Here is a 23,984-nt window from a genome sequence, read left to right on the forward strand (position 1 = left end):
GTCGTAGGCCGCGCGGGCCCGTAAGGCACCGGAGCGAGGGGACCCCGAAGCGTAGCGTAGGGGCCGTATGATGGGAGCAGGCGGCTTTGCCTACTTTGGCCAAGACCAAAGTAGGCCGCCGCAAGGGCGGAAAGGTGACTAAAAGTCGCCATCGTCGCCGAATGCGCATACATCTATCGAAACAAACACTCTGAAAGCCGAAGCCGAAGCCGAAGCCGAAGCCGAAGCCGAAGCCGAAGCCCAAATCAATGCGCCCCAGCCCCCTTACTCAAATCACTCTCCGCCCATTCGGTATAAATACAGGCATCCGCCACCGCCCACCGCACCTTGACCTTATCCCCCGCCCGCATCGGCATCCCCGCCGCCGACAGCGCCTTGACCGTCATCTCCGTGCCACCCTGGGTCACCACATGACAAGTCTGGCTTTCACCCAGGAACAGCACCTCACCCACCGTGGCACCCACCTCGTTCCACCCCGCCGGCAACGGCTCGCGCGCCGCCTGCTCGACAGTCAAAGCCAGGGCCTTCTCCGGCCGCACCATGATCAGCGCATCCTGCTCGGCGGCCAGCCCCGGGGTCAGGCGAATCGCCAACTGCTGCCCCTCGAAAGCCCCAGCCCCATGGCTGCTGGCCCTGATCCGCAGGAAGTTGGAATTGCCCAGGAACGAAGCGACAAACGCGTTCGGCGGGTTCTGGTACAGGTCATACCCAGTTCCCAGCCCCACGATCTTGCCGTGGCTGAAGATGGCGATGCGCTGGGACAGGCGCATCGCCTCTTCCTGGTCGTGGGTCACGTAGACGATGGTGATCCCCAGCCGACGGTGCAACTGACGCAGCTCGTCCTGCAGGTCTTCACGCAGTTTCTTGTCCAGTGCGCCGAGCGGCTCGTCCATCAGCAGGATGCGCGGCTCGTACACCAGCGCCCGGGCGATCGCCACCCGCTGCTGCTGCCCGCCGGACATCTGCGAGGGTTTGCGATGGGCGAACTTCTCCAACTGCACCAGCTTGAGCATGGCGTCCACGCGCTTGTTGGTCTCGGCCGCGCCGAGTTTGCGGATGGCCAGGGGGAAGGCAATGTTGTCGCGCACGTTCAGGTGCGGGAACAACGAGTAGCGCTGGAACACCATGCCGATGTCACGCTTGTGCGGCGGCACGTTGACCAGCGACTGGCCGTCCACCAGGATCTCGCCGCTGCTGGGGGTCTCGAACCCGGCCAGCATCGACAGGGTGGTGGACTTGCCCGAGCCGCTGGAGCCGAGGAAGGTGAGGAACTCGCCGTCCTGGATCTCCAGGTCGAGGTTGTCCACGGCGGTGAAGTCGCCGTAGTGCTTGTTCAAGCCGCGCAGGCTGACCAGGGTCTTGTTCGGCGCGTCGTCTTTGATCACTGCACTCATTGTTGTTTTCTCCGGGCGCTCAGGCGTTGTTTTCGGTGCGCCGGCGCAAGGCGGCGGCAATGACCATGACCAGCAGCGACAGGCCGATCAGCAGCGTCGAGGCGACGGCGATCACCGGGCTGAGGTCCTGGCGCAGGGTGGTCCACATTTTTACCGGCAGGGTCTGCAGGTCGGGGCTGGCCATCATCACACTCAGCACCACCTCGTCCCACGACACCAGGAAGGCGAACAGGCCGCCGGCGATCATCCCCGGGCGGATCGCCGGGAAGGTCACCTTGACGATCGCCTGCAGGCGCGAGGCGCCGCAGATCACCGCGGCATCCTCGATCGACTGGTCGAACAGCTTCAGCGAGTTGATGATCGAGATGATGGTGAAGGGCAGGGCGACGATCACGTGGCTGACCACGAAGGCGAACAGCGTGCCGGTGTAGCCCAGCTTGAGAAACAGCGCGTACACCGCCACGGCGATGATCACCAGCGGTACGATCATCGGCATGGTGAACAGGCCGTACAGCAGCTCACGGCCCGGGAAGCGGCCGCGCACCAGGGCGAACGCGGTGGGCAGGCCGAGGGCCACGGCGGCGAAGGTGGTCAGTACGGCGACCTTGAGGCTGGCCAGCGCGGCGTCCATCCACTCGGGGTTGGAGAAGAACTGCACGTACCATTTCACGGTCCAGTCCGGCGGCGGGAACACCAGCCATTGGGACGAGCCGAACGACAGCAGGATGATGAACACCACCGGCAGCAGCAGGAACGCGGCGATGACCCCGGTGGTCAGGTACAGGCCCGTGCGCAACGGGCGGCTCATGGCATTGGGTGACAGCAGCATGGCGGATTACCTCGCGTTACCGACCGGGGATTCCGGCTGCAGTTTCAGGTACAGGTAGAAGAGCACCAGGGTGATCAGCACCAACAGGGCGGCCGCAGCACTGGCCAGGCCCCAGTTCAGGAACGATTGCACCTGCTGGATGATGAACTCGGGCAGCATCATGTTCTGCGCGCCGCCCAGCAGGGCCGGCGTCACGTAGTAACCGAGGGACATGACGAACACCATCAGCGCGCCGGAGAACAGCCCCGAGCGGCACAGCGGCAGGAACACCTTCCAGAAGTTGGTCCAGGGGCTGGCGCCGCAGATGGAACCGGCCTGCAGCACCATCGGGTCGATGGCGTGCATGGTCGCCTGCAGCGGCAGCACGATGAACGGGATCATGATGTAGCTCATGCCGATCACCACGCCGGTGAGGTTGTGCACCATCTCCAGCGGCGCATCGATGATGCCCAGCGCCATCAACACCTTGTTGATCACCCCCGAACTCTGCAGCAGCACCAGCCAGGAGTAGGTGCGCGCCAGCAGGCTGGTCCACATCGACAGCAGCACGATGTTCAGCAGCCAGCGGCCCCAGCCCTTGGGCACCAGGGTGATCGCCCAGGCCAGCGGGAAGCCCAGCAGCACGCTGATCAGGGTCACCAGGCCAGCTACCGAGAAGGTGTTGAACAGCACCCGGGCGTAGGCCGAGTTGGCGAACAACTGCTCGTAGTTGCCCAGCCCCGGCACCGGCTCCAGTACACCGCGCAGCAACAGGCCGATCAGCGGGGCGAAGAAGAACAGGCCAAGAAACAGCAGGGCCGGCAGCAGGTTACGGCTGCCGCGCCAGCGTTGGCTCAGGGGCGGGCGGCGGTCGTCCGCCCGTGGCGCGCCGGTGCCGCTGGGGGCACCTTGCGCGTTGTGCAGGGCATTGATGGCGACTTTCATTTGACCAGCCACTCATTCCAGCGGGCCGCGATGGCCTGGCCGTTCTTGGCCCAGTAGGCGAAGTCCAGGGTCACCTGGTCCTGGGCGTAGGCGGTCGGCAGGTTCTTGGCGAGGTCCTTGTCGAGCTTGGCGACGCTGTCGACGTTCACCGGTGCATAGGCGGTCTTGTTGGCGAACTCGGCCTGGCCTTCGGCGCTGCTGGCGTTGGCCAGGAACTTCATGGCCGCGTCCTTGTTCTTGGCGCCTTTGGGGATGACCAGGAAATCGGCCATGACCAGGTTCTGTTTCCAGCTCACGCCGACCGGCGCGCCGTCCTGCTGCAGGGCATACACGCGGCCGTTCCAGAACTGCCCGAGCGAGGCTTCACCCGAGGCCAGCAGTTGCTGCGACTGGGCGCCGCCGCCCCACCAGACGATGTCCTGCTTGATGGTGTCGAGCTTCTTGAAGGCGCGGTCCAGGTCCAGCGGGTAGAGCTTGTCGGGGGCTACGCCGTCGGCCAGCAGGGCCAGTTCGAGCACGCCGGGGCTGGGCCATTTGTACAGGGCGCGTTTGCCGGGGTAGGTCTTGGTGTCGAACAGGGCCGACCAGTCCACTGGCTTGTTGGCGCCGAGCTTGCCCTCGTTGTAGCCGAGCACGAAGGAGAAGAAGAACGAGCCGACGCCATGGTCGGAGACGAAGCGCGGGTCGATCTTGTCGCGCTTGATCTGGTTGAAATCGAGGGGTTCGAGCAGGCCTTCGCTGGCGGCGCGCAGGGCAAAGTCGGCTTCGACGTCGACCACGTCCCACTGCACGTTGCCGCTTTCGACCATGGCCTTGAGCTTGCCGTAGTCGGTGGGGCCGTCCTGCACGACCTTGATCCCGGACGCCTTGCTGAAAGGTTCGGCCCATGCCGCTTTCTGCGCATCCTGGGTGGTGCCGCCCCAGCTGACGAAGTTCAGGCTATCGGCCGCCTGGGTGGCCTGGCAGGCCAGGGTCAGCAGGCTGGCGGACAGCACTGCGGTTACTCGTTTGCTCAACAGCATGGTTACGCCCTCGTTACTTTTGTTATTCGAGGCGGGGCTGGTGGTGCGCCCGCCAATAATGTTCGGGGAGCTGCTTTCACTGTGTGTCGCGTGGCCGTCTTGTGATTGTAGGTACGGCCGAAGAATTCAAGGTCTACGGGATATCATATTATGGTATTCCAAACTTTTCGCAAGAGGGATGGGCGACCGGCCATCACTCTGTTGCCCGCGAAAACGACGCGGACCCTGTGGGAGCCGGCTTGCCGGCGATTGCGCCAGTTCAGGCACCACCGCTATGCCAACTGACTCAATCGCTGGCAAGCCAGCTCCCACAGGGTCCGCGCTGTTACACAAGGGTTGAATCAGCCAACCATCCCAGGCTCGAACGGAATGCTCTGCACCACCTCCAGCTCATACCCCGCCAACCCCGCATACTTCAGCGGCGGCCCCAGGTGGCGCAGCTTGCCCACGCCCAGGTCCTGCAGGATCTGCGCGCCGGTGCCGACTTCCGAATACACCTTCGACTGGCCGCGCTGGTAGGGGCGCAGCGGCTGCGTCAGTTGCGGTACACGCTCCAGCAGCGCCTGGGAAGACTCATGGTTGGCGAGGATCACCACCACCCCGGCGCCTTCCGCGGCTACCTTCTGCAGCGCCGCCCACAGGGTCCAGTTGGCGGGCCCTGCATACTCGGCGCCGACCAGGTCACGCAGCGGGTCAATCACATGCACGCGCACCAGCGTCGGCTGCTCGCGGCGAATGTCACCCATGACCATGGCCATGTGCACACCGCCCTCGATGCGGTCTTCATAGGTGACCAGGCGGAATGTGCCGTGCACGGTGGGCAGTTCGCGCTCACCGATGCGCTTGATGGTCTGCTCGGTGCTCAGGCGGTAGTGGATCAGGTCGGCGATGGTGCCGATCTTGATCCCGTGACGGGCGGCGAATACTTCCAGGTCCGGGCGCCGGGCCATGGTGCCGTCGTCGTTGAGCACTTCGACGATCACCGAGGCCGGGGTGAAGCCGGCCAGGCGGGCCAGGTCGCAGCCGGCCTCGGTATGGCCGGCGCGGGTCAGCACGCCGCCTTCACGGGCACGCAGGGGGAAGATGTGGCCGGGTTGTACCAGGTCTTCCGGGCGGGCATCGGCGGCCATGGCGGCGGCCACGGTACGGGCCCGGTCGGCGGCGGAGATGCCGGTGGTGACGCCGCTGGCGGCCTCGATCGACACGGTGAAAGCGGTGCTGAACACGCTGCCGTTGGCCGGCACCATCTGCTCGAGGCCCAGGCGCTGGCAGTGGTCGTCGGTGAGGGTCAGGCAGATCAGGCCACGCGCCTCGCGGGCCATGAAGTTGATGGCCTGGGCGTCGCAACGCTCGGCGGCGATCAGCAGGTCGCCCTCGTTTTCGCGGTCTTCGTCATCCACCAGCAGGACCATCTTGCCCTGGCGGTAATCCTCGAGGAGTTCTTCGATGCTGTTGAATGCCATGTTGCACGCTCACGGTGATGGGGTGATTATTATGGTATACCATCATACATAAATATCACTGAAGCAGGAGTACGACGCATGAAGGCCTACTGGATCGCCCATGTGGACGTCAGCGACCCCGAGCAGTACCAGCAGTACACCCAGCGCGCCCCGGCGGCGTTCGTTGCCTTCGGTGGGCGCTTTCTTGCCCGTGGCGGGCGCAGCGAGGCGATGGAGGGGCGGCCCACTCCTCAGCGTAGCGTGGTGATCGAGTTCGATTCGTATGAGCAGGCGCTGGCGTGCTATCGCTCGGATCTGTATCAGGAGGCTTGCCGCCACCGCCAGGGGGTGGCGAAGGCGGAGGTGATCATTGTCGAGGGGGTTGAGCCCTGATGCTTGAGCTGGGGTACTGGGGCTGCTTCGCAGCCCTTCGCGGGTAAACCCGCTCCCACAGGGATAACCCAGGCCAGCAATGTGGGAGCGGATTTACCCGCGAAGGGCCGCAAGGCGGCCCCATTCACACGTCTTCTTTCGCCTGCCCGCGGGTACGCAGCAGCGACAACAGCACCCCGCCCAGCAACAGCCCGAACGTCACGCCCAGCGACACCCCCGCCGGCACCTTGCCCACCAGCCCGTGCCAGAAGATCTTGCAGCCGATGAAGATCAGCACCATCGCCAGCGCGTACTTGAGGTAGACGAAGCGGTGCATCAACGCCGCCAGGGCGAAGTACAGCGAGCGCAGGCCGAGGATGGCGAAGATGTTCGAGGTGTAGACGATGAATGGGTCCTGGGTGATGGCGAAGATCGCCGGCACGCTGTCGACGGCAAACACCAGGTCGGCCAGCTCGATCAGCACCAGGGCGAGGAACAGCGGTGTGGCGTAGCGGATGGCCTGTTGCTCCCCGGGCGGGGTGAGCCGCACGAAGAAGCGCGGGCCGTGGATCTGTTCGGTAACCCGCATGTGCCGGCGCACGAAACGCAACACCGGGTTGTTGGCCAGGTCCGGGTGGCTGTCGTCCTTCGACAGCGCCATCTTCACCCCGGTGAACAGCAGGAAGGCGCCGAAGATGTACAGCACCCAGGCAAAGTGCTGTACCAGTGCCGCGCCCACGCCGATCATGATCGCCCGCAACACCACCACCCCGAGGATGCCCCAGAACAGCACGCGGTGCTGGTAGCGGCGGGGGATGGCGAAGAAGCTGAAGATCATCGCCATGACGAACACGTTGTCCATCGACAGCGATTGCTCCACCAGGAACCCGGTGTAGAACTCCAGCGCCGACTGCGCGCCCAGCTCGTGCCAGACCCACACGCCAAACAGCACGCCGACACTGAAGTAGCCGGAATACAGCAGCAGGCTTTCGCGCATTTCGATCTCGCGTTCCTGGCGGTGCAGCACACCCAGGTCAAGCACGAGCAAGGCGATGACAATTGCGATGAACACCAGCCACAACCAGGTGCTGGTACCGAGGAATGGATTAACGAGAAATGCATGCAGAGCTGTCATGAGCCCCTCCTTGATTGTCGACGTTGCCAGGCAACAGTGATTCCGACATGGCGGCGCAAACCGTCAGAGGGGCCCGGCATCACATGGTCTTGAGGCTAGTTCTGAATGCCGGGGATGCCGATGACAGGGCTGTTACATTTCTTTTCCAACAAGGCATTTATTACGAATCATTAGCAATTGTAAAAATTTCGTAAAAACCCTAGGATGCGCCGCAGCCGTCGCAGAACGGGCGCGCCACTTGGCGTAGCGCAGGTACAACCATAAAAAATGGCAGTGATTAGCCCCTTACGTAGCGAGCTTCACAACACACTAGGGGTCGACAAGCGTGCAACAGCAGTACTCTCTGAACACGGTTCAAGGGGCAGGGAACGCCACCACCGTCCGCCAGCGCCACCCGCTGGCCTTGGCCATTCTCGCCGCCACCCTCGCCACGCCGGTCGGCATGGCCTGGGCAGAGCAGGCCGGCGGCACGGGCACCCTGGAGCTGGGCGCCACCTCCATCACCGACTCGTCGCTGGGTGAAACCACCGAAGGCAGCGGCTCCTACACCACCGGCGCCACCCGCACCGCCACGCGCATGGCGCTGTCGCCGCGCGAGACGCCGCAGTCGGTGAGCGTGATCACCCGCCAGCAGATGGATGACCAGAACCTCACCAGCATCAGCGATGTCCTGAGCAAGACCCCGGGCGTCACCGTCAACAAGCTCGACAGCAACCGCGCCAGCTTCAAGGCCCGTGGCTTCGACATCGACAACTTCCAGGTTGATGGCATCCCGGCGGCATTCCGTTTCGGCAACGGCATCGACCAGACCGACATGGTCATCTATGACCGGGTGGAGGTGCTGCGTGGCGCCACGGGCCTGCTCAGTGGCTTCGGCAGCCCTTCGGCGACCGTCAACCTGGTGCGCAAGCGGCCTACCCGCGAGCTGTCGGGCTATGTGTCGCTGGGTGCTGGCAGCTGGGACACCTACCGCGGTGAATTCGACATCGGCGGCGCGCTGACCCCCGAAGGCAATGTGCGCGGGCGCTTGGTCACGGCCTATGAAGACGGCCAGTCGTTCATGGACAACCTGTCCGAGAAGAAACAGGTGATGTACGGCATCGTCGAAACCGACCTGAGCGAAGACACCCTGCTCAGCGTTGGCCTGAGCCGTCAGACCAACCGCCCGGAGGGTTCCTCCTGGGGGCCATCGACGCCTCTGCTGGACAACAAGGGCAACGAGTTCGGCATGTCGCGCTCGTTCAACCCGGGCGCCAAGTGGAGCGCCTGGGACAATACCGCCGACAACCTGTTCGTCACCCTCGAGCAGCGCCTGGCCAACGACTGGACCCTCAAGGCCTCGGCCACCCGCAGCGAGACCGATTCGCCAATCACCCTCGGCTCTGCGGCCAGTGGTTATCCGGACTCGGCCACCGGTGCCGGCATGGGCGTGTGGCTGGGGCGCTACCGCTACCAGACCGACCAGAACGCTTACGACCTGTATGCCAGCGGGCCGTTCCAGATGCTCGGCCGTGAGCACGAGCTGGTGGCCGGGATCTCCCATCGCGACACCCGGGCCCATGAAGAGAGCTGGCCGTTCCTGTTCGGCAGCGCCAACATCTACCAATGGAACGGCGACTACCCCGAACAGGATTGGGGCCGCCCGTTGTCGAAGGTCGACACCCGTCTGCGCGAAGATGCCGCCTACCTGACCGGTCGCTTCAAACCCACCGACCGGCTCTCGATCATCCTCGGCGGGCGCCTGTCCAACTGGCAGCTCGACAGCACCCGCCTGGACACTACCAGCGGCGAGCGCAGCAAGACCCAGGACCTGGAAGAGAACGGCGTGGTGGTGCCCTATGCCGGCCTGGTCTACGACCTGGACGACACCTGGTCGGTGTACGGCAGCTACACCAGCATCTTCAAACCGCACGAAAGCGAGCAGGACGCCAGCGGCAAGATGATCGAGCCGGAGGAGGGCGATGCCTACGAGCTGGGCCTGAAGGGCGAGTTCTTCGATGGCCGCCTGAACGCCAGCCTTGCCGTGTTTGAAGTGCAGCAGGACAACCTGGCGGAGCTCGAACGTACCGACCCGACCACCAACCGCGGCATCTACCGCTCGATCCAGGGCGCCAAGACCCGAGGCTTCGAGCTTGAGCTGGCGGGTGAGTTGACGCCGAACTGGCAGGTGCAAGGCGGTTTCACCCACCGCATCACCCGTGATGGCGAGCACGACAAGATCTCCACCATCGAACCGGAGAACCTGCTGCGCCTGTCCACCAGCTACCGCCTGCCCGGGGTATGGAACAAGCTGACCGTGGGGGGCTCGGCCAACTGGCAGAGCAAGGTGTGGAAGGACCTCGACAGCCCGGTGGCGGCTGACCAGACCATTCGCTACACCCAGTCGGACTACCTGATCCTCGACGCCATGGCCCGCTACCAGGTGACCGAGCAGTTGTCGGTGACCCTCAACGGCAACAATCTCACCGACAAGAAGTACTTCAACAACCTGGGCTTCTATAACGGTGGCTTCTACGGTGATCCGCGCAACTTCATGCTGACCACCCGCTACGCCTTCTGAGCCTGACCTCGCCTGTTGCGCACGTACCGGGGTTGCCCCGTGCGTGCGCAGTCAATTACCGATGCTTGACGGCATACGCCTGGCGCACATCGCTGGCCCAGCCATCGAGCACGGCCTTTACGTTGTCGGCGGTCATCGGCTGGCGGTCGTTTTCCAGCGGCACGCCAGTCCCGGTGAGTACCGCCGCGCCGATCAGCCTGCCGCTGGTGCCCGCCTCGAAACGCAGCTCGCTGGCAATTTCACTGTCCAGGTCTCGCCAGCCTGCAGCGCTGCTCACCCCGGCCGCAACCAGGGTCACCGGCAGCCATTCATAGAAGCGCAAACCTTGGATATGGGCGTCGACCCGGCTGATGACCGGCCTGATCACCAGGGTGTTCGGGCCTGGGCGCTCGACCACGGTCATGACCTTGCCCAGCTCGTTGCGCAGCGCCGCGTCGTAGTAGCCGGTGATGCTGGCCAGCGTGCTCTGTGGGATGCGAGCGGTCGGCGTGGGCGCAGGGTAGAGCTGGCTTGGTGCGAGGTACACCTGGATATAGCGGCCGCGCGGCAGTTTAGGGTCGACCCAGGTCAGGGCGGTGCCGCCCGAAGGCGTCGGGTGCGGGCTCAGCACGCTGTAGTCCGGCAGGTAGCCGGCAGGCGGCGGCGTCTTGCTGCTGCACGCAGACACGCCCAATACGCAGGTCAGCAGCACGGCACGGGCAGGCATGCGCTTCATGCTTGGCCTGCGGCGGCATCGCTCGCCACGTCCTGTGGCGAATGCTCGATGTGCAGTTGCCCCTTGGCCATCATCCAGTGGATGAGTTCGTTCGCCGTCACCGTATGGCTGTATTCCACCCATTCGCCGTGCGCCGGGCTGTAATGTTCGAAGTAGCGCCGCAGGACGATCTGGCCATTGTGCTCGCCCAGTTCAAGGCTTGCCTGCTGGATGGTCAGGGCTGCGCCGTCGCCACGAGTGCTGGTGCGCTGGTTGAGGATCAGGGCAGGGCCCTCGGTGCTGGTGCTGCGGTGCGAGACGTTCATCGGTGCCCCCTGTGATCGAAGGCCTGCAGGGTGCCCCAGGTTGTTTGCCGGCGAATGTCGGGGTGATGTCCACACTGTAGGAATGTTACGCGGTTGAAATAAATGACCGCAGCCGCGCAATGGTTTTAGATACGCCCTTTTTCTGGACCCAGTGACCGTGAGCAGACTGCTGATCGTCGACGACGACGTGGAAATCCTGGCCCTGCTGAAGCAGTTCTTCATGCAGCATGCCTACGAGGTCGAGTTGGCCGCCGACGGCCAGGCCATGTGGGCGGCCATTGCCCGGCAAGCCCCGGACATCATCATCCTCGACCTGATGCTGCCGGGCGAGGGCGGCCTGAGCCTGTGCCAGAAGGTCCGTGCCCAGACCGGCATCCCGATCGTCATGCTCACCGCCATGGCCGAGCTGAGCGACCGTATCGTCGGCCTGGAACTGGGCGCCGACGACTACCTGACCAAACCCTTCGACCCGCGTGAGCTGCTGGCCCGCCTGCGCGCCGTGCAGCGCCGGGCCGGTGGCCAACTGCCCCGTGCCGAGGCCGTGCGGCCGCTGATCGGCTTCGCCGGCTGGCAGCTGGATGTCACCTGCCGCGAGCTGCGCTCGCCCGAGCAGGTGATGATCCCGTTGTCCGGCGCCGAGTTCGACCTGCTGGTGGTGTTCCTCGAGCACCCGCAGCGCATCCTCACCCGCGAGCAACTGATCGACCTGACCCGTGGCCAGGGGCATGACGCCTTCGACCGCAGCATCGATGTGCAGGTCAGCCGGCTGCGGCGCAAGATCGAGCCCGACAGCAAGCGGCCGGACTTGATCCGTACCGTGCGCAACGGCGGCTACCTGTTCACTGCCAAGGTCACCCGCTCATGATCGGCCGGTTGTTGCGACGCGACACCCTGCGCTGGCGGATCGCCCTGACCATCTTCGCCGCCATGCTGGCGTCGCTGGCGCTCAATGCGCTGTTCGTCCAGGTGGCTGGCACCTGGGCGCGCCCGCCGATCGAGCGTACCGGCCTGCTCGAACAGATCGCCGTGACCACGCGCCTGCTGGAGGCGGCGCCGGTACCGTTGCGCGGGCAACTGGCGCAGGCGGCGAGCAGCCCGGCCTTGCAGGTGACCTGGAGCGGCCAGCGTGAAGCGCTCGGGCTGCCTGCCGCGGGCATGGTGGTGGAGGCCGAGCGGATCCCGGCGTTGCGGCCATTACTGGGGCAGGGCAGGACGATCGAGGCGTTCAACCCCTCGGATTGGCCAGCGGGCAGTGCCCAGGCGCATTACGGCGCACTGGTGCGCCTGGCCGATGGCAGCTGGCTGACGTTCGTCCCGCCCGAGCGCAGCTGGGGGCTCAGCGCGCCGTCACGCATTGCGGTGATCCTCGGCCTGGGGCTGATCGCCACGCTGCTGGTGGCCTGGCTGGCCACGCGGCAACTGGCCAACCCGCTGCAGCGCTTCGCCAGCGCGGCGCGCCGCTTCGGCGGCGACCTGCAGGCCCCGCCCATCGATATCGAGGGGCCGCAGGAGATCCGCCAGGCCATCGTCGCGTTCAACACCATGCAGGCGCAGATCCAGCATTTCGTGCGCGAGCGCACGCAGATGCTCGCGGCCATCTCCCATGACTTGCGTGCACCACTGACACGCCTGCGCCTGCGCAGCGAGTTCATGGAGGACCTGGAACACCAGCGCAAGCTGGTGCGCGATGTCGACGAGATGCAATCGATGATCAACGCGGCCCTGGCGTTCTTCCGCGAAGGCACGCAATTGGAGCAGGCGACGGTGTTCGACTTGTCCGAGCTGCTGCAGACCATCCTCGACGACTACTGCGACCAGCACATCGACGTCGACTTCAGCGGCCCCGCACACCTGGTGCATTGGGGCCGGCCGTTGGCGCTCAAGCGTGTGGTGGTCAACCTGCTGGAGAACGCGATCAAGTATGCGCGCGCCCCGCGCATCGCCTTGAGCCGTGAGGCCCATCGGGTGCTGATCGAAATCAGCGACGAGGGGCCGGGCATCCCCGAAGCGGCACTGCAGCAGGTGTTCGAGCCGTTCTTCCGCCTGGAGGGCTCACGCAACCGGCATACCGGCGGCGTCGGGCTTGGCTTGTCGGCGGCGCGGGCGATGGTGCGCGAGCAGGGTGGCGAGCTGACCTTGCACAACCGCCGGGGCGCGGGGCTGGTGGCACGGATCGAGCTGCCAGACTACCGCTGAGGCTCAGTACACCCAGACCTCGACCCGGCGGTTGCGCAAGCGCCCCTGTTCCAGGTCGTTGCCCGCGACCGGCAGCTCGTCGCCCATACCGGTCACTTCCTTGACCTCCACGCCCTGGCGCGCCAGCTCACGGCGTACCGCCATGGCCCGCAGGCGCGAGAGCAGGGCGGCGCGCCCCGGGGTTTCCTTGGGGTCGCCAAAACCCACCAGGACCGCCTTGCGCTGCAACTTGCCGGCCTGGCGCAGGTAGTCGCCGACCCGCTGCACATCGCGCAGGGCCTTGTTGTCGAGGCCGGCGCTGCCCTCCTGGAAACGGAAGTTGACCGTCAGGCGGTTGGCTTCGCGGGCAAGGCTCAGGTAGCGCACTGGCATGTCCGCTTGCGCCGGCACCGGCAGCGCCTTGATCTGCTGCGAGACGAAGCCCTGCTCGGCGACGATGGCCTGGCCGGCGGGGCTCTGGGCGAACTCGGCCAGGGCCCGGGCCTGGGGGATCGCGTTGGCCGGCAGGTAGAAGAACAGGCGCCGCGACAGCGGGTAGTCCTCGCTGGCCACCAGCGCGCGGCTGGGTGGCAGGGCAGCGGCTTCACCGTCGGCCACCGCCAGTACCTTGGCCCCGTGCACCGTGGCCAGGCCGCTGAAACCGATGGCCTGGCGGTCGGCCTTGACCTGTTCGGCCAAGGCGTCGGCGGCTTCGAAGCGCCGGGCCTGGGCCGACAGTTCGCCGTGTCGTGGGTCGAGCACCAGCGCCTTGAAGGTTTCGAAGGTGCCCGAGCGGTCGTCGCGGGCGTACAGGTGGATAGCGCCGCCGGGCACCCCCAACTGCTCCCAGCGTGAGAGCTGGCCGGAGAAGATCTGCGCCAGTTGCACGGTGGTCAACTGCGCCAGCGGGTTGTCGGGGTGGACGATAACCGCCACCCCATCCAGGCCGATCACCTGTTCCGAACCAGCCCCGCGCAGGTCGCCCAGGGCTTGCAGTTGCTGCGCTTCGCGGTCGCTGATTGGCCGCGAGGCGGCGGCCAGGTCGGCATCTCCCCGGGCCAGGGCGGCAAAGCCTGTGCTCGAACCATGGGCGGCGATGTCGATACGCAGCGGCTGGCCGTTGCGGCTCTGGGCGCGGATCAGGGTCTCGTTGGCTGCTGCGCCGGGCTGGCTGTCGATCGCACTGGCGCCTTGCGCCTGCAGCAGCCCGCGCACCAGCGCCGGGCCCAGTGCGGCGCCGATGGTGTTGGAGCCCTGGATGCGCAGTTGCACAGGTTCAGCCACGGCCAGCGCGGGGATCAGGCAGAGCAGAAGGGTGAACAGGCGGTGCATGCCGGGGACCTTTGGCACAGAGTTGCGCCGCAGATTACGACAGGGGCGTGACTGTTGGATGACAGGTACCGGCAGCTGACTTTTGATGCCTTCAGGTGTATGGCGACAGGTTTGCAGCGCTCTCAAGATCGAGCGCCGCCCGCGCGGCGCTTCGCGGGTAAACCCGCTCCCACAGTTTGTTTCGGGCCAGTCTTTCCTGTGCCATCACCTGGTCCGCCTTGTTGGTACGACGCGGTTTCAGTGTGGGCGTTGCCGCCGCCCCACAGGGCTCAAGGCATGCACCAAGGCAGGCGCCGGTACTTTCCCAGGAATAATTGGCCCGAAACAAACTGTGGGAGCGGGTTTACCCGCGAAGCGCCGCGCGGGCGGCGCTCGATCTCATAGGCGCTGCAAAAATATCGGCGAGCCCCAGGTGGCCCTCACCAAGCTTCCCGCCAAATCAACGCGCCTCAGGCACGATGATGTGCGACGGCACCTCACTGGCCCGCCGCCGGGCAACGCAGTAATACAGCACACTCGGCACCACCAGCCCGATCAGCCAGGACACATCCACGCCGCCCATGTGCGCAACCATGGGCCCGGTATACAGCTTGGTGTCGATGAACGGCATCTGCACCAGCACGCCGAAGGTGTACACGCCGATCCCCGGCCAGTTCCAGCGGCCATAGCGGCCGTTGGGGTCGGCCAGTGCCGGAATGTCGTAGCGTTCCTTGGTGATGAAGTAGTAATCCACCAGGTTCACCGCGCTCCAGGGCACGAAGAAGGTCAGCAGGAACAGGATGAACGACTTGAACGCCGTGAGGAACGAGTGCTGGCCGAGCAGGGCGACCAGCGTGGCGGCGCCGACGATGGCCAGCACGAACACCAGGCGCTGGGCGCGGCTGATCGACAGGTGGCCACGAAAACCGCTGATGATCGTGGCGATGCACATGAAGCTGCCGTAGCTGTTGAGCGTAGAGATGGTCACCTTGCCGAATGCGATGCAGAAGTACAGCAGCGCCGCCGTGGTGCCGGCGCCGCCCAGGCCGACGATGTAGGCCACTTCACGCCCGGAGAACTGCCCACCGGCGATGGCGACGGCGAACACCCCCAGGACCATCGACGCTTGGGCGCCGAGCACCGAACCCAGGCCGGCGGCAAGGAACGTCTTGAGGGGCGAGGTGTTGCTGGGCAGGTAGCGCGAATAGTCGGCCACATAGGGGCCGAAGGCGATCTGCCAGGACGCCGCCAGGGAGACCGCGAGCAGGAAGGTCGACCAGCTGAAATGGCGGTTGGCGAGCAGTTCGTTGATGTCGGCCAGCATCAGGATGCGGCTGAACAGATAGACGAAGGCAATGATCCCCAGCACGCTGGCCACGCGGCCGATCCAGTGAATCACCCGGTAGCCGGCCAGGGTCGCCAGCACGATCACCCCGGCGAACAGCAGAATGCCGGTGCTGTCGCTGACGCTGAGCAATTGGCCGATGGCCTGGCCGGACAGCACCGTGCCGGTGGCGGTGAAGCCCATGTACATCAGGCACACCAGCACCATGGGGATGGCTGCGCCGTAGACCCCGAACTGCACGCGGCTGGAGATCATCTGCGGCAGCCCCAGGCGCGGGCCCTGAGCGGCATGCAGGGCCATCACCGCGCCGCCGATCAGTTGGCCGATGAACAGGCCGATCAGCGACCAGAACACATCGCCGCCGAGCACCACGGCCAGGGCGCCGGTGACGATCGCGGTAATCTGCAGGTTGGCACCCAGCCACAGGGTGAACTGGCTGTAGACGCGTCCATGGCGTTCGGTTTCGGGGATGTAGTCGATCGAGCGCCGCTCGATCACAGGTTTGCTGGACATCGGGGAGTGCTCCGCTTCGTTGTTTTTGTGAAGGGCGGCGGCTATCGGCAGGACGCAGGGCGGATGGCCGAGGCTTGATCTGAGCATGTCTATACAAGTCCGGTCAAGTGAAGCTTGCGGCCGATTTTTCCTACTGTCATGGAGCCGATACAGCGCACTGTTACGCAAGGTCGGTACACAACTGTGCTGGTCCCTTGGCTTGCAACCGCCTTATGCTGTAACGAAATATGTCTAGAACAAGCCTGCAGAAGGAAAGCGTGCCATGCCACTCAAGGACCTGCTGATCGCCCTGGTGGTGATCATCGCCTGGGGCGTCAATTTCGTGGTCATCAAGGTCGGCCTCGACGGCCTGCCGCCGATGCTGCTGGGTGCCTTGCGCTTTCTGCTGGTGGCGTTTCCGGCGGTGTTGCTGGTGCGGCGCCCGAATTTGCCGTGGCGCTGGCTGATCGCCTACGGTGCGACCATCTCCCTGGGGCAGTTCGCTTTCCTGTTCCAGGCCATGTACAGCGGCATGCCGCCGGGGCTGGCGTCGCTGGTGCTGCAATCGCAGGCGTTCTTTACCCTCGGTTTCGCTGCGCTGTTCCTCGGTGAGCGGCTGCGCCTGGCCAGTGTGCTCGGGCTGCTGGTGGCGGCCGGGGGGCTGGCGGTGATCGGCAGCGAGCACAGCAGCCACGTGCCGCTGATCGCCTTGCTGCTGACCCTGTGCGGCGGCGCCATGTGGGGCATGGGCAACATCATTACCCGGCGTTTCGGCAAGGTTGACCTGGTGGCGCTGGTGATCTGGGGCGGGCTGATCCCGCCGCTGCCGTTTTTGGCGCTGTCGTGGTGGCTGGAAGGGCCGGAGCTGATCGCCCATGCACTGCTCAACATCAGTTGGAGCTCTGTGCTGGCCCTGGCCTACCTGGCGTTCGTCGCCACCATGGTCGGCTACAGCCTGTGGAGCACGCTGCTGTCGCGCCACCCGGCAGGCAAGGTGGCGCCGTTCTCGCTGCTGGTGCCGGTGATCGGCCTGAGTTCCTCGGCGTTGCTGCTGGGCGAGCGCTTGAGCCAGATGCAGGTCTGGGGTGGCCTGCTGGTGATGCTGGGGCTGCTGATCAATGTGTTCGGGCCACGGTTGGGGCAGCGCTTGAAGGCAGCCAGCGCGTAGGGCTTCAGGGGGCATAGGTCGGTATTACGGGGTTGGTGCGGTAGCAACTGTCTTGTATTGCTTGTTCTGGCCTCATCGCCGGCAAGCCGGCTCCCACACCGTCCGCACGAGCCTCAAGCCAGGCGCTGTCCCTGTGGGAGCCGGCTTGCCGGCGATGCCGCACACCCTCTGTTAGACTCGGCCTCTTTTGCCATGTCAACGGAGCAGCCCATGATCATCTCTACCACCAGCCAACTCGAAGGCCGCCCCGTGGCCGAGTACCTCGGCGTGGTCAGCGCCGAATCGGTGCAGGGGATCAACTTCGTGCGTGATTTCTTCGCACGCTTTCGCGACGTCTTCGGCGGCCGTTCGCAGACCCTGGAAGGCGCACTGAAGCTGGCCCGCGAGCAGGCCACCGAGGAGTTGCAGGCGCGGGCACGGCAGTTGCAAGCCGATGCAGTGCTGGGCGTGGACTTCGAGATCAGCATGCCGTCGGTGCAGGGCGGCATGGTCGTGGTGTTCGCCACCGGCACGGCGGTGCGCCTGAAATAGCAAAATGCCATTGGTCGGGCCAGGGGATTTTGTCCGACTGGTCTGCAAATGACCGGCTAGTCTCACTTCATCAGGCCGCCGCTTCACTTGGGCAAACACGCTGTTTGCCGGCGCGGTCAGCATTGGAGGGAGTCACGGGCATGAACGAATCCTACGTCGAAGACTTGAACGATTCATTTCCGATCAACAATCAGGTGTGGTGCGGCCAGTCGGCGTTCCGGCTGGGTTTCGCCAACATGACCCTGGACGAGTCGGAGCAGCTGCAACCGGCGCACCTGCAGCGCGCCAAGAAGGGTCGCTTCACCCCGCGGCTACCGCCGAAAAAGTGAACCTGCGCAACCAACACCCCGCCCAACGGCGGGGTTTTTTTTGCATTCATTGATCCTGCGCATGGCAACGCAGGGTCGTGCTCGTCGCAGGCCGGCCGCTGTGGTTTGCTTGCGCGATTCACTCAGGGAGTACCGATTCAATGCGTATCAGGGAAGAAACCTACTGGCAGTGGGCTGACCCACAGTTGCACAGCCGCAGCCACGACGAGGCGCTGAGCGACGGCACCTGCATCGAGGTGCAGGTGCGTCTGTCGCGCCTGGGCGCCACGCAGATGTTCCTTGGGGTGTATGCCCAGGGTGGCAGGGCGTTGGTGGAGGAGTACTACCCGGCACGCCCTGGCGAAACCATGACCCGCGCGCTGGTGTGGGGCGTGGACCGGGCCCGCGCCCTGGCTACGGGTGCCTTGCCGCTGCCCGTGCCGGCGCCGCGCCGGCTTCAGGCCTGAGGGTGGCGGTTGCGGCTGGCCTGGACGATACGTTCGGCGGGCACCCGTAGCTGGCGCAACAGGTATTCGGCAAAGTCGGCGGGCCAGGGTTGCAGGGCAATGGCCCGGGCCATGCAGTCCAGCCACTGCGCGCTGTGGCTTTCGTCGATTGGCCATTGCGCGTGGAACGACGGAATGGCGATCGAGCCATAGCGCTCGCTGTACAGGCTCGGCCCGCCCAGCCAGCCACTGAGAAAGCACGCCAGCTTGTCACGCGAAGCAGACAGGTCGTGCGGGTGCATGCGCCGTAGGGGCGCGGCATCCGGCCGCTCATCCATCAACCGATAGAAATCGTCGACCAGCCGGCGCAGGCCATCGATGCCGCCGGCGGCCTGGTAAGAGGCATCGTCGGTGCCGTAGGTGGGGGTGTTCATCAGATGCTCCGCTGCACAGAAGCGGCCATTCTAGCAGGCATGAAAAAGCCCGGCCTTGTGGGGCCGGGCTCAAGCTGTGGTGGACGACGGGGTGTGTCAGTTCAGCGTGTCGATCACCTTGACTGCCTGGTGCTCGCGGGCGCCGGGCCATTCTTGTTGCAGGGTCTGCAGTACGCGGCCGACGAAACCGGTGTCGGCGGCGGCCTTCTTGCCGACGTAGCCTTGGCCACGGCGGTAGACCTTGAAGCGGGCACGCATGCTGGGCATGTGCGATTCGAATTCGTTTTCGACCGTGTTTGGCGGCAGGCGGTCCAGGCGTACTTCGCCGGACTGGCTGACCCACAGCAGATGGTCGTCGAGGCTGTCCTTGCGCGCGGCGAACAGCTGGGCCAATTGGTCGATGGTTGGATTGTTGTTCAAGTTCATCATAAAGCCCCCATTACCCTATTCGTTGGGTGAAGTTCGTTGTGAAGTTCACATTCGGCGCCACAACATGTAGCGCGCTAACCAAAGCTGCTACAGCAGCATCGCAACAGGGGCTTTCTCACGCTGCCTTCTGGGCAGTTTCCCTCTCCACGGACGGCCTGCGTTACCGCGCAAGCCGTCTGGAACACCCTTGCCACCGCTCCCGATCAGGGAGACGGCCTCATCATGCCCAAGGCCCGGGAAGGGCGTCAATAGGTTTGTAGTGAATATTTTTAGTCACTACATGCTGTCCGACAATCTTGCATTTGCTGTCAGACCAAGCCGTTATCGCCGTGTTCAAGGAAGCCTGGGCGTTGCCGCAGCCGGGCATGGTAGGCCTCCAGCGCCGGCAGCGGCGGGTGCTCCAGCGGGGTGCGGCGCCAGCGGTTGAGCGACAGGCCGATGACCACGTCGGCCAGGCTGAAATCGCTACCGGCGATATAGGCGCCGGTGACCTGCAGGCGTTGCTCGAGCAGGCCCATCCGGGCGTTCCACAACGCGCTGCTGGCGGCCAGCTGTGCCGGGTCCTGGTGGGCGGGCGACTGGCGCACCAGCGACATGAACGGGTAGCGCCAGGCGTCGTTGAGGTCGGTGGCCTGCCAGTCCAGCCATTGGTCCACGGCGGCCCGGGCGCGTGGCGCCGACGGGTACAGGTGGCCGCCGTCGTACTGGTTGGCCAGGTAGCGCAGGATGCTGTTGGACTCCCACAGCACGAAATCGCCATCGACGATCACGGGCACCATGGCGTTGGGGTTAAGGGCCAGGAACGCGGGCGTGTCGGTGGCCTGGAAGCCGCTGCCCCAGTCTTCGCGCTGGTAGGGCAGGTTGAGTTCGGCGCAGGTCCACAGCACCTTGCGAACGTTGATCGACGAAGCCTTGCCGAGGATCTTCAACATGCTCATTGCTCCAGGCTGGAGAGGATGCGTTGCGCGGCGCGCACGCGTTCCTCGTTGGGGTAGTTGCGGTTGGCGAGCAGGACGATGCCCAACTGTTTGGCGGGCACGAAGGCAGCGTAGGCACCGAAGCCGCCGGTAGCGCCGGTCTTGTTGTACCAGGCTGCCGGTTCGGCAGGCGCTGATGGGTTCAAGGCACGGGTGGCCTGGGGCTCGCGGATCATTTTCGCGCCGTTGCCGGCCAGCAGGGTGTCGAGCGTGACCGGATAGGGGTAGCGCTCCCAGCCCAGGCCCTGGGTCATTGCGCCGACCTGGAAGTAGCCGCTCTGGGTGATGGCGATGGCCTTGCGCAGGGCTGGATCCAGCTCGGCGGGCTGCACCTGCAACTGCACGTAGCGCAGCAGGTCGCTGGCGCTGGTCTTGATGCCGTAGGCCTGGTCGGCATAAGGGCCCGGATTCACCCGCACGGGTTTGTCGGCAGCATCGTAGCCCTGGGCGTAGAGCCCGCGCTCCTTGCTCGGAACCTCAAGATAGGTGTGCTTGAGGCCCAGGCGTGGCAGCAGGTCCTGGGTCATCAGTTCGGCGAAAGGGCGTTGCTGCGAACGGGCGGCGAGGTCACCGAACAGGCCCAGGCTCGGGTTCGAATAGCAGCGCTGGGTGCCGTGCTCGGTAACGCGCTTCCAGTTTTGCAACCAGGCCAGGGTCTGCTCGGGCGTTTGCACCTCGTCCGGGAACTGCAGCGGCAGGCAATCGCCGCTGTAGGCGCCCAGCTCCAGCACGCTGGCGCTGCCGATTGGCGCATTGGCCAGGGCCGGCTGGTAGCGGCTGGCGGGGGCGTTGAGGTCAAGCTTGCCTTCGGCGCTGGCCAGGGCGGCGAGGGTGGCGGTGAAGGTCTTGCTCAGCGAGCCGATCTCGAACAGGGTGTCGCGGGTCACGGGCTGTTTGTCGTGCTTGTTGGCCCAGCCATAGCTGAAGTAATGCGACTGGCCATTGGCGTAGACCGCCACGGCCATGCCGGCGATGCCTTGTTCGCGCATCAGCGGCTGGATGATGCCATCGACCTGGCTTTGCAGGTCATCGGCCAGCAGTGGTGGTGCCACGAGAGCCAGGGCGGCGGTAAGCAGTGCGCGGTGGGTGCGGATCATCGAAAAGGGCTGTCCTTGTCAGGGGCGGGGAGGTGGTGTCCGTTGCGCGACACTGGCAGGGGTTCCAGCGTTAGCGGCGCAAGGCCCGAAACCTTATCGTCTGGCCTTGCACAATGACAAGACGGAACCTGTGATGAAGTATCTGCGCATGCTGTTCGACAATTTCACCCTGGCCTTGCTTGGGGTGGTGCTGATTGCCACCGTGCTGCCCTGTTCCGGCGAGGGCGCGCTGATGTTCGGCTGGTTGACCAACCTGGCCATCGGCCTGCTGTTCTTCCTGCATGGCGCCAAGCTGTCGCGGGAGGCGATCATCGCCGGTGCCGGTCACTGGCGCCTGCACCTTCTGGTGTTCTCCTGCACGTTCGTGTTGTTCCCGTTGCTGGGCATGGCGTTCAAGCCGCTGTTCGTGCCGCTGGTGGGCAATGAGCTGTACCTGGGTGTGCTGTACCTGTGCGCCCTGCCGGCCACGGTGCAGTCGGCCATCGCCTTCACTTCGCTGGCCCGTGGCAACGTGCCGGCGGCGATCTGCAGCGCCGCGGCATCGAGCCTGCTGGGCATCTTCCTGACGCCGCTGCTGGTCATGATGCTGCTCGGTGCGTCCGGCGATACCGGTTCGGGGCTGGACGCCGTGCTGAAGATCACCTTGCAACTGCTGGTGCCGTTCGTGGCTGGGCAGATTGCTCGGCGCTGGATCGGTGACTGGGTCAAGCGTAATGCACGCTGGCTGAAGTTGGTCGACCAGGGCTCGATTCTGCTGGTGGTCTACACCGCGTTCAGCGAAGCGGTGGTCACCGGCCTGTGGCACACCGTGTCGCCGCAACACCTGGCTGGGCTGTTCGCCGTGTGCGGGATTCTGCTGGCGGTGGTGCTGTTGGGCACCCGCGTGCTCGGGCGGGTGCTGGGGTTCAGTGTCGAAGACCGCATCACCATCCTGTTCGCGGGCTCCAAGAAAAGCCTGGCCACCGGCGTGCCGATGGCCCAGGTGTTGTTCGTGGGCAGTGGTATCGGGGCGATGATCCTGCCCTTGATGCTGTTCCACCAGATCCAGCTGATGGTTTGCGCGGTCCTGGCGCAGCGTTATGCCGCGCGGGAATCCGCGGGTGAGGCGGCGACCGCAGGCTAGCCGAGGGTGCGCTCGATGCCGCCCAGTACCAGGCTCTCCATCAGCGCCAGGCCCTGCGCTTCGCCCAGGTCGCGCTCGCGCAGCCAGCCTGGCAGCTGGTTGAGCAGGGTCGCCAGCACATGCCCGGTGGCGGCCAGGGCGGCGCCTTCGAGCCGTGCTTGCGGGGCGATCAGGCGCAGCAGGCCGGCTTCATAGCGCTCGCGCAACAGCAGCAGGCGCGCCTGCTGTGCCTCGCTGAGGCAACAGAAGTCGCGCTCGGCCAGGCGGAACTGCAACGGACGTTCGCCATGCAGCTGCCAGTGCGCGGCAATCAGGCAGGCCAGCACCGGCTTGCCCTTGGCCAAGGCCCTGCGGCCTTGGTCGAGGGTGGCCTGGAGCTCTTCGTAGAGCTCCTCGATCAGGTCGTAGAGCAGGTCCTGCTTGCTGGGGAAGTGGTGGTACAGCGAGCCCGCGGTCAGCCCCACATGCGCCGCCAGCTCACGCATGCTGACCTGGCCGAAGCCCTTTTCGGCGAACAGCGCCATGGCCCTGTCACGCCGCTCTTCGAAGTTGGCACAGCGCATTGCCGCGTTGACCGGGGGCATGGCGTGCTCCTTAGTAGGTGAAGAAGCCGCGACCGCTCTTGCGGCCCAGATAGCCGGCGGCAACCATTTCCTTGAGCAGCGGGGCAGGGCGGTACTTGCTGTCGTTGAAGCCCTCATGGAAGGCCTCCATGATCGCCAGCAGGGTGTCCAGGCCCACCAGGTCGGCCAGGGCCAGCGGGCCGATCGGCTGGTTGCAGCCCAGGCGCATGCCGGTGTCGATGTCCTCGGCACTGGCCAGGCCTTCCTGGCGCACGAAGATGGCCTCGTTGATCATCGGCACCAGGATGCGGTTGACCACGAAGCCCGGGCGGTTACCGGCGGTGATCGGGGTCTTGCCGAGCTTTTCGGTGACCAGCAGCGCCTGGGCGTAGGTGCTGTCGCTGGTCTGCAGGCCACGGATGATCTCGACCAGGGCCATCATCGGCACCGGGTTGAAGAAGTGCACGCCGATGAAGCGCTCGGGGTGCTCGATGCAGGCGGCCAGTTGGGTGACCGACAGTGACGAGGTGTTGGTGGCGATCAGGCAGTCGTTGCCGACGTTGAGCGCCACCTGCTGCAGGATGCGCTGCTTGAGCTGCAGGTTCTCGGTGGCCGCCTCGATCACCAGCTGCGCGCTGGCCAACTGGGCGTAGTCGGTGCTGGTGCGGATGCGGGTTTTCGCCGCCGCTGCGGTGCCTGCATCCAGGGTGCCCTTGTTGACCTGGCGCTCGAGGTTCTTGCCCAGGGTGGCCACGCCACGCTCCAACGCGGCGTCGGACACGTCCACCAGCAACACCTGGTAGCCGGCCACCGCGCACACCTGCGCGATTCCGTTGCCCATGGTGCCGGCGCCGATCACGGCGATCTGTTCGATAGTCATGTTGCCG

Annotated in this window: 25 protein-coding genes; 9 read left to right on the forward strand and 16 right to left on the reverse strand. The window is 65.3% G+C overall.

From position 1 onward, the window contains the following. Positions 1-245: 245 nt before the first annotated feature. From ACQ4N9_RS08495 to ribBA, 5 genes are all read right to left on the reverse strand, one after another. Positions 246-1,394, reverse strand: coding sequence for an ABC transporter ATP-binding protein (locus ACQ4N9_RS08495; protein ID WP_390968758.1), 1,149 nt, complete (start codon positions 1,392-1,394; stop codon positions 246-248). Positions 1,395-1,413: 19 nt separating this feature from the next. After that, the gene (locus tag ACQ4N9_RS08500; RefSeq protein ID WP_430932637.1) at positions 1,414-2,223 is read right to left on the reverse strand and encodes an ABC transporter permease; all 810 of its coding nucleotides are present in this window, start codon (positions 2,221-2,223) and stop codon (positions 1,414-1,416) included. A gap of 6 nt (positions 2,224-2,229) precedes the next feature. After that, positions 2,230-3,147, reverse strand: coding sequence for an ABC transporter permease (locus tag ACQ4N9_RS08505; protein ID WP_125463844.1), 918 nt, complete (start codon positions 3,145-3,147; stop codon positions 2,230-2,232). Further along, positions 3,144-4,169 carry an ABC transporter substrate-binding protein gene (locus ACQ4N9_RS08510; protein ID WP_125858432.1) on the reverse strand — a complete coding sequence of 342 codons (1,026 nt, stop codon included), beginning with the start codon at positions 4,167-4,169 and terminating at the stop codon, positions 3,144-3,146. The genes ACQ4N9_RS08505 and ACQ4N9_RS08510 overlap by 4 nt, the downstream gene beginning before the upstream one ends. Positions 4,170-4,510: 341 nt before the next feature. After that, on the reverse strand, positions 4,511-5,632 hold the full coding sequence (gene ribBA / locus ACQ4N9_RS08515) for a bifunctional 3,4-dihydroxy-2-butanone-4-phosphate synthase/GTP cyclohydrolase II (protein WP_390968761.1): 1,122 nt from the start codon (positions 5,630-5,632) through the stop codon (positions 4,511-4,513). A gap of 78 nt (positions 5,633-5,710) precedes the next feature. On the opposite strand from ribBA, the gene ACQ4N9_RS08520 reads away from it, so the two are divergent. Continuing rightward, entirely contained in the window at positions 5,711-6,004 is a 294-nt protein-coding gene (locus tag ACQ4N9_RS08520; protein ID WP_125858433.1) for a DUF1330 domain-containing protein, read from the forward strand. 124 nt (positions 6,005-6,128) lie between these two features. On the opposite strand, the gene ACQ4N9_RS08525 is transcribed toward ACQ4N9_RS08520, so the two are convergent. Beyond that, the gene (locus tag ACQ4N9_RS08525; RefSeq protein ID WP_390968763.1) at positions 6,129-7,118 is read right to left on the reverse strand and encodes a TerC family protein; all 990 of its coding nucleotides are present in this window, start codon (positions 7,116-7,118) and stop codon (positions 6,129-6,131) included. Positions 7,119-7,443: 325 nt separating this feature from the next. Here ACQ4N9_RS08525 and ACQ4N9_RS08530 point away from each other — a divergent pair, with 325 nt between their 5' ends. Then, a complete protein-coding gene (locus tag ACQ4N9_RS08530; protein ID WP_390968765.1) occupies positions 7,444-9,678 on the forward strand; it encodes a TonB-dependent siderophore receptor in 2,235 nt (744 codons plus the stop codon). Positions 9,679-9,733: 55 nt separating this feature from the next. On the opposite strand, the gene ACQ4N9_RS08535 is transcribed toward ACQ4N9_RS08530, so the two are convergent. Together ACQ4N9_RS08535 and ACQ4N9_RS08540 are read right to left on the reverse strand one after the other, a co-directional pair. Further along, positions 9,734-10,393 (reverse strand): DUF3313 domain-containing protein, encoded by a 660-nt coding sequence (locus tag ACQ4N9_RS08535; RefSeq protein WP_390968767.1) that lies wholly within the window; start codon positions 10,391-10,393, stop codon positions 9,734-9,736. Continuing rightward, positions 10,390-10,698: a hypothetical protein gene (locus ACQ4N9_RS08540; protein WP_390968768.1), complete on the reverse strand. Its 309-nt coding sequence runs from the start codon at positions 10,696-10,698 to the stop codon at positions 10,390-10,392. The genes ACQ4N9_RS08535 and ACQ4N9_RS08540 overlap by 4 nt, the downstream gene beginning before the upstream one ends. A 157-nt stretch (positions 10,699-10,855) precedes the next feature. On the opposite strand from ACQ4N9_RS08540, the gene ACQ4N9_RS08545 reads away from it, so the two are divergent. Together ACQ4N9_RS08545 and ACQ4N9_RS08550 are read left to right on the forward strand one after the other, a co-directional pair. Then, complete coding sequence (locus ACQ4N9_RS08545) at positions 10,856-11,563, forward strand: response regulator (protein ID WP_178125851.1); 708 nt, start codon at positions 10,856-10,858, stop codon at positions 11,561-11,563. Then, positions 11,560-12,894, forward strand: a complete 1,335-nt coding sequence (locus ACQ4N9_RS08550) for an ATP-binding protein (protein WP_390968770.1) — start codon at positions 11,560-11,562, stop codon at positions 12,892-12,894. Before ACQ4N9_RS08545 ends, ACQ4N9_RS08550 begins: the two co-directional genes overlap by 4 nt. A gap of 3 nt (positions 12,895-12,897) precedes the next feature. On the opposite strand, the gene ACQ4N9_RS08555 is transcribed toward ACQ4N9_RS08550, so the two are convergent. Next, the gene (locus ACQ4N9_RS08555) at positions 12,898-14,205 is read right to left on the reverse strand and encodes a substrate-binding domain-containing protein (RefSeq protein ID WP_390968772.1); all 1,308 of its coding nucleotides are present in this window, start codon (positions 14,203-14,205) and stop codon (positions 12,898-12,900) included. A 439-nt stretch (positions 14,206-14,644) separates the two neighbouring features. Continuing rightward, positions 14,645-16,042 carry a purine-cytosine permease family protein gene (locus ACQ4N9_RS08560; RefSeq protein WP_390968774.1) on the reverse strand — a complete coding sequence of 466 codons (1,398 nt, stop codon included), beginning with the start codon at positions 16,040-16,042 and terminating at the stop codon, positions 14,645-14,647. A 262-nt stretch (positions 16,043-16,304) separates the two neighbouring features. Here ACQ4N9_RS08560 and ACQ4N9_RS08565 point away from each other — a divergent pair, with 262 nt between their 5' ends. From ACQ4N9_RS08565 to ACQ4N9_RS08580, 4 genes are all read left to right on the forward strand, one after another. After that, positions 16,305-17,189 carry an EamA family transporter gene (locus tag ACQ4N9_RS08565; protein WP_390968776.1) on the forward strand — a complete coding sequence of 295 codons (885 nt, stop codon included), beginning with the start codon at positions 16,305-16,307 and terminating at the stop codon, positions 17,187-17,189. A 210-nt stretch (positions 17,190-17,399) separates the two neighbouring features. Continuing rightward, the gene (locus ACQ4N9_RS08570; protein ID WP_110995759.1) at positions 17,400-17,720 is read left to right on the forward strand and encodes a YbjQ family protein; all 321 of its coding nucleotides are present in this window, start codon (positions 17,400-17,402) and stop codon (positions 17,718-17,720) included. A 140-nt stretch (positions 17,721-17,860) separates the two neighbouring features. Beyond that, positions 17,861-18,049, forward strand: coding sequence for a hypothetical protein (locus ACQ4N9_RS08575; RefSeq protein WP_125463870.1), 189 nt, complete (start codon positions 17,861-17,863; stop codon positions 18,047-18,049). Positions 18,050-18,189: 140 nt separating this feature from the next. Beyond that, positions 18,190-18,495, forward strand: coding sequence for a hypothetical protein (locus tag ACQ4N9_RS08580; RefSeq protein WP_347149968.1), 306 nt, complete (start codon positions 18,190-18,192; stop codon positions 18,493-18,495). On the opposite strand, the gene ACQ4N9_RS08585 is transcribed toward ACQ4N9_RS08580, so the two are convergent. The 4 genes from ACQ4N9_RS08585 to ampC all read right to left on the reverse strand — a co-directional run bounded on the left by ACQ4N9_RS08585 (position 18,486) and on the right by ampC (position 21,411). Beyond that, positions 18,486-18,908: a group II truncated hemoglobin gene (locus ACQ4N9_RS08585; protein ID WP_390968778.1), complete on the reverse strand. Its 423-nt coding sequence runs from the start codon at positions 18,906-18,908 to the stop codon at positions 18,486-18,488. The genes ACQ4N9_RS08580 and ACQ4N9_RS08585 overlap by 10 nt on opposite strands. 96 nt (positions 18,909-19,004) lie before the next feature. After that, complete coding sequence (locus ACQ4N9_RS08590) at positions 19,005-19,337, reverse strand: hypothetical protein (RefSeq protein WP_110995763.1); 333 nt, start codon at positions 19,335-19,337, stop codon at positions 19,005-19,007. A 308-nt stretch (positions 19,338-19,645) separates the two neighbouring features. Beyond that, positions 19,646-20,269, reverse strand: coding sequence for a glutathione S-transferase family protein (locus ACQ4N9_RS08595; protein ID WP_390968780.1), 624 nt, complete (start codon positions 20,267-20,269; stop codon positions 19,646-19,648). A 2-nt stretch (positions 20,270-20,271) separates the two neighbouring features. Continuing rightward, the gene (gene ampC, locus ACQ4N9_RS08600; protein WP_390968782.1) at positions 20,272-21,411 is read right to left on the reverse strand and encodes a class C beta-lactamase; all 1,140 of its coding nucleotides are present in this window, start codon (positions 21,409-21,411) and stop codon (positions 20,272-20,274) included. 133 nt (positions 21,412-21,544) lie between these two features. On the opposite strand from ampC, the gene ACQ4N9_RS08605 reads away from it, so the two are divergent. Further along, the gene (locus ACQ4N9_RS08605; protein WP_390968784.1) at positions 21,545-22,534 is read left to right on the forward strand and encodes a bile acid:sodium symporter family protein; all 990 of its coding nucleotides are present in this window, start codon (positions 21,545-21,547) and stop codon (positions 22,532-22,534) included. On the opposite strand, the gene ACQ4N9_RS08610 is transcribed toward ACQ4N9_RS08605, so the two are convergent. Together ACQ4N9_RS08610 and ACQ4N9_RS08615 are read right to left on the reverse strand one after the other, a co-directional pair. Continuing rightward, on the reverse strand, positions 22,531-23,118 hold the full coding sequence (locus ACQ4N9_RS08610; protein ID WP_110995767.1) for a TetR/AcrR family transcriptional regulator: 588 nt from the start codon (positions 23,116-23,118) through the stop codon (positions 22,531-22,533). The genes ACQ4N9_RS08605 and ACQ4N9_RS08610 overlap by 4 nt on opposite strands. 10 nt (positions 23,119-23,128) lie before the next feature. Further along, complete coding sequence (locus tag ACQ4N9_RS08615) at positions 23,129-23,977, reverse strand: 3-hydroxybutyryl-CoA dehydrogenase (RefSeq protein WP_390968786.1); 849 nt, start codon at positions 23,975-23,977, stop codon at positions 23,129-23,131. Positions 23,978-23,984: the final 7 nt, after the last annotated feature.

The organism is Pseudomonas sp. ES1 (genome assembly GCF_050586605.1).
In the GTDB taxonomy this organism is placed as follows: Bacteria; Pseudomonadota; Gammaproteobacteria; order Pseudomonadales; family Pseudomonadaceae; genus Aquipseudomonas; species Aquipseudomonas sichuanensis.

Bases quoted from the DNA above. Each gene is read 5' to 3' on its own strand.
- ACQ4N9_RS08495 (WP_390968758.1), bottom strand. From the start codon at position 1,394: ATGAGTGCAGTGATCAAAGACGACGCGCCGAACAAGACCCTGGTCAGC.
- ACQ4N9_RS08500 (WP_430932637.1), bottom strand. From the start codon at position 2,223: ATGCTGCTGTCACCCAATGCCATGAGCCGCCCGTTGCGCACGGGCCTG.
- ACQ4N9_RS08505 (WP_125463844.1), bottom strand. From the start codon at position 3,147: ATGAAAGTCGCCATCAATGCCCTGCACAACGCGCAAGGTGCCCCCAGC.
- ACQ4N9_RS08510 (WP_125858432.1), bottom strand. From the start codon at position 4,169: ATGCTGTTGAGCAAACGAGTAACCGCAGTGCTGTCCGCCAGCCTGCTG.
- ribBA (WP_390968761.1), bottom strand. From the start codon at position 5,632: ATGGCATTCAACAGCATCGAAGAACTCCTCGAGGATTACCGCCAGGGC.
- ACQ4N9_RS08520 (WP_125858433.1), top strand. From the start codon at position 5,711: ATGAAGGCCTACTGGATCGCCCATGTGGACGTCAGCGACCCCGAGCAG.
- ACQ4N9_RS08525 (WP_390968763.1), bottom strand. From the start codon at position 7,118: ATGACAGCTCTGCATGCATTTCTCGTTAATCCATTCCTCGGTACCAGC.
- ACQ4N9_RS08535 (WP_390968767.1), bottom strand. From the start codon at position 10,393: ATGAAGCGCATGCCTGCCCGTGCCGTGCTGCTGACCTGCGTATTGGGC.
- ACQ4N9_RS08540 (WP_390968768.1), bottom strand. From the start codon at position 10,698: ATGAACGTCTCGCACCGCAGCACCAGCACCGAGGGCCCTGCCCTGATC.
- ACQ4N9_RS08550 (WP_390968770.1), top strand. From the start codon at position 11,560: ATGATCGGCCGGTTGTTGCGACGCGACACCCTGCGCTGGCGGATCGCC.
- ACQ4N9_RS08555 (WP_390968772.1), bottom strand. From the start codon at position 14,205: ATGCACCGCCTGTTCACCCTTCTGCTCTGCCTGATCCCCGCGCTGGCC.
- ACQ4N9_RS08560 (WP_390968774.1), bottom strand. From the start codon at position 16,042: ATGTCCAGCAAACCTGTGATCGAGCGGCGCTCGATCGACTACATCCCC.
- ACQ4N9_RS08565 (WP_390968776.1), top strand. From the start codon at position 16,305: ATGCCACTCAAGGACCTGCTGATCGCCCTGGTGGTGATCATCGCCTGG.
- ACQ4N9_RS08570 (WP_110995759.1), top strand. From the start codon at position 17,400: ATGATCATCTCTACCACCAGCCAACTCGAAGGCCGCCCCGTGGCCGAG.
- ACQ4N9_RS08575 (WP_125463870.1), top strand. From the start codon at position 17,861: ATGAACGAATCCTACGTCGAAGACTTGAACGATTCATTTCCGATCAAC.
- ACQ4N9_RS08580 (WP_347149968.1), top strand. From the start codon at position 18,190: ATGCGTATCAGGGAAGAAACCTACTGGCAGTGGGCTGACCCACAGTTG.
- ACQ4N9_RS08585 (WP_390968778.1), bottom strand. From the start codon at position 18,908: ATGAACACCCCCACCTACGGCACCGACGATGCCTCTTACCAGGCCGCC.
- ACQ4N9_RS08590 (WP_110995763.1), bottom strand. From the start codon at position 19,337: ATGATGAACTTGAACAACAATCCAACCATCGACCAATTGGCCCAGCTG.
- ACQ4N9_RS08595 (WP_390968780.1), bottom strand. From the start codon at position 20,269: ATGTTGAAGATCCTCGGCAAGGCTTCGTCGATCAACGTTCGCAAGGTG.
- ampC (WP_390968782.1), bottom strand. From the start codon at position 21,411: ATGATCCGCACCCACCGCGCACTGCTTACCGCCGCCCTGGCTCTCGTG.
- ACQ4N9_RS08605 (WP_390968784.1), top strand. From the start codon at position 21,545: ATGAAGTATCTGCGCATGCTGTTCGACAATTTCACCCTGGCCTTGCTT.
- ACQ4N9_RS08610 (WP_110995767.1), bottom strand. From the start codon at position 23,118: ATGCCCCCGGTCAACGCGGCAATGCGCTGTGCCAACTTCGAAGAGCGG.
- ACQ4N9_RS08615 (WP_390968786.1), bottom strand. From the start codon at position 23,977: ATGACTATCGAACAGATCGCCGTGATCGGCGCCGGCACCATGGGCAAC.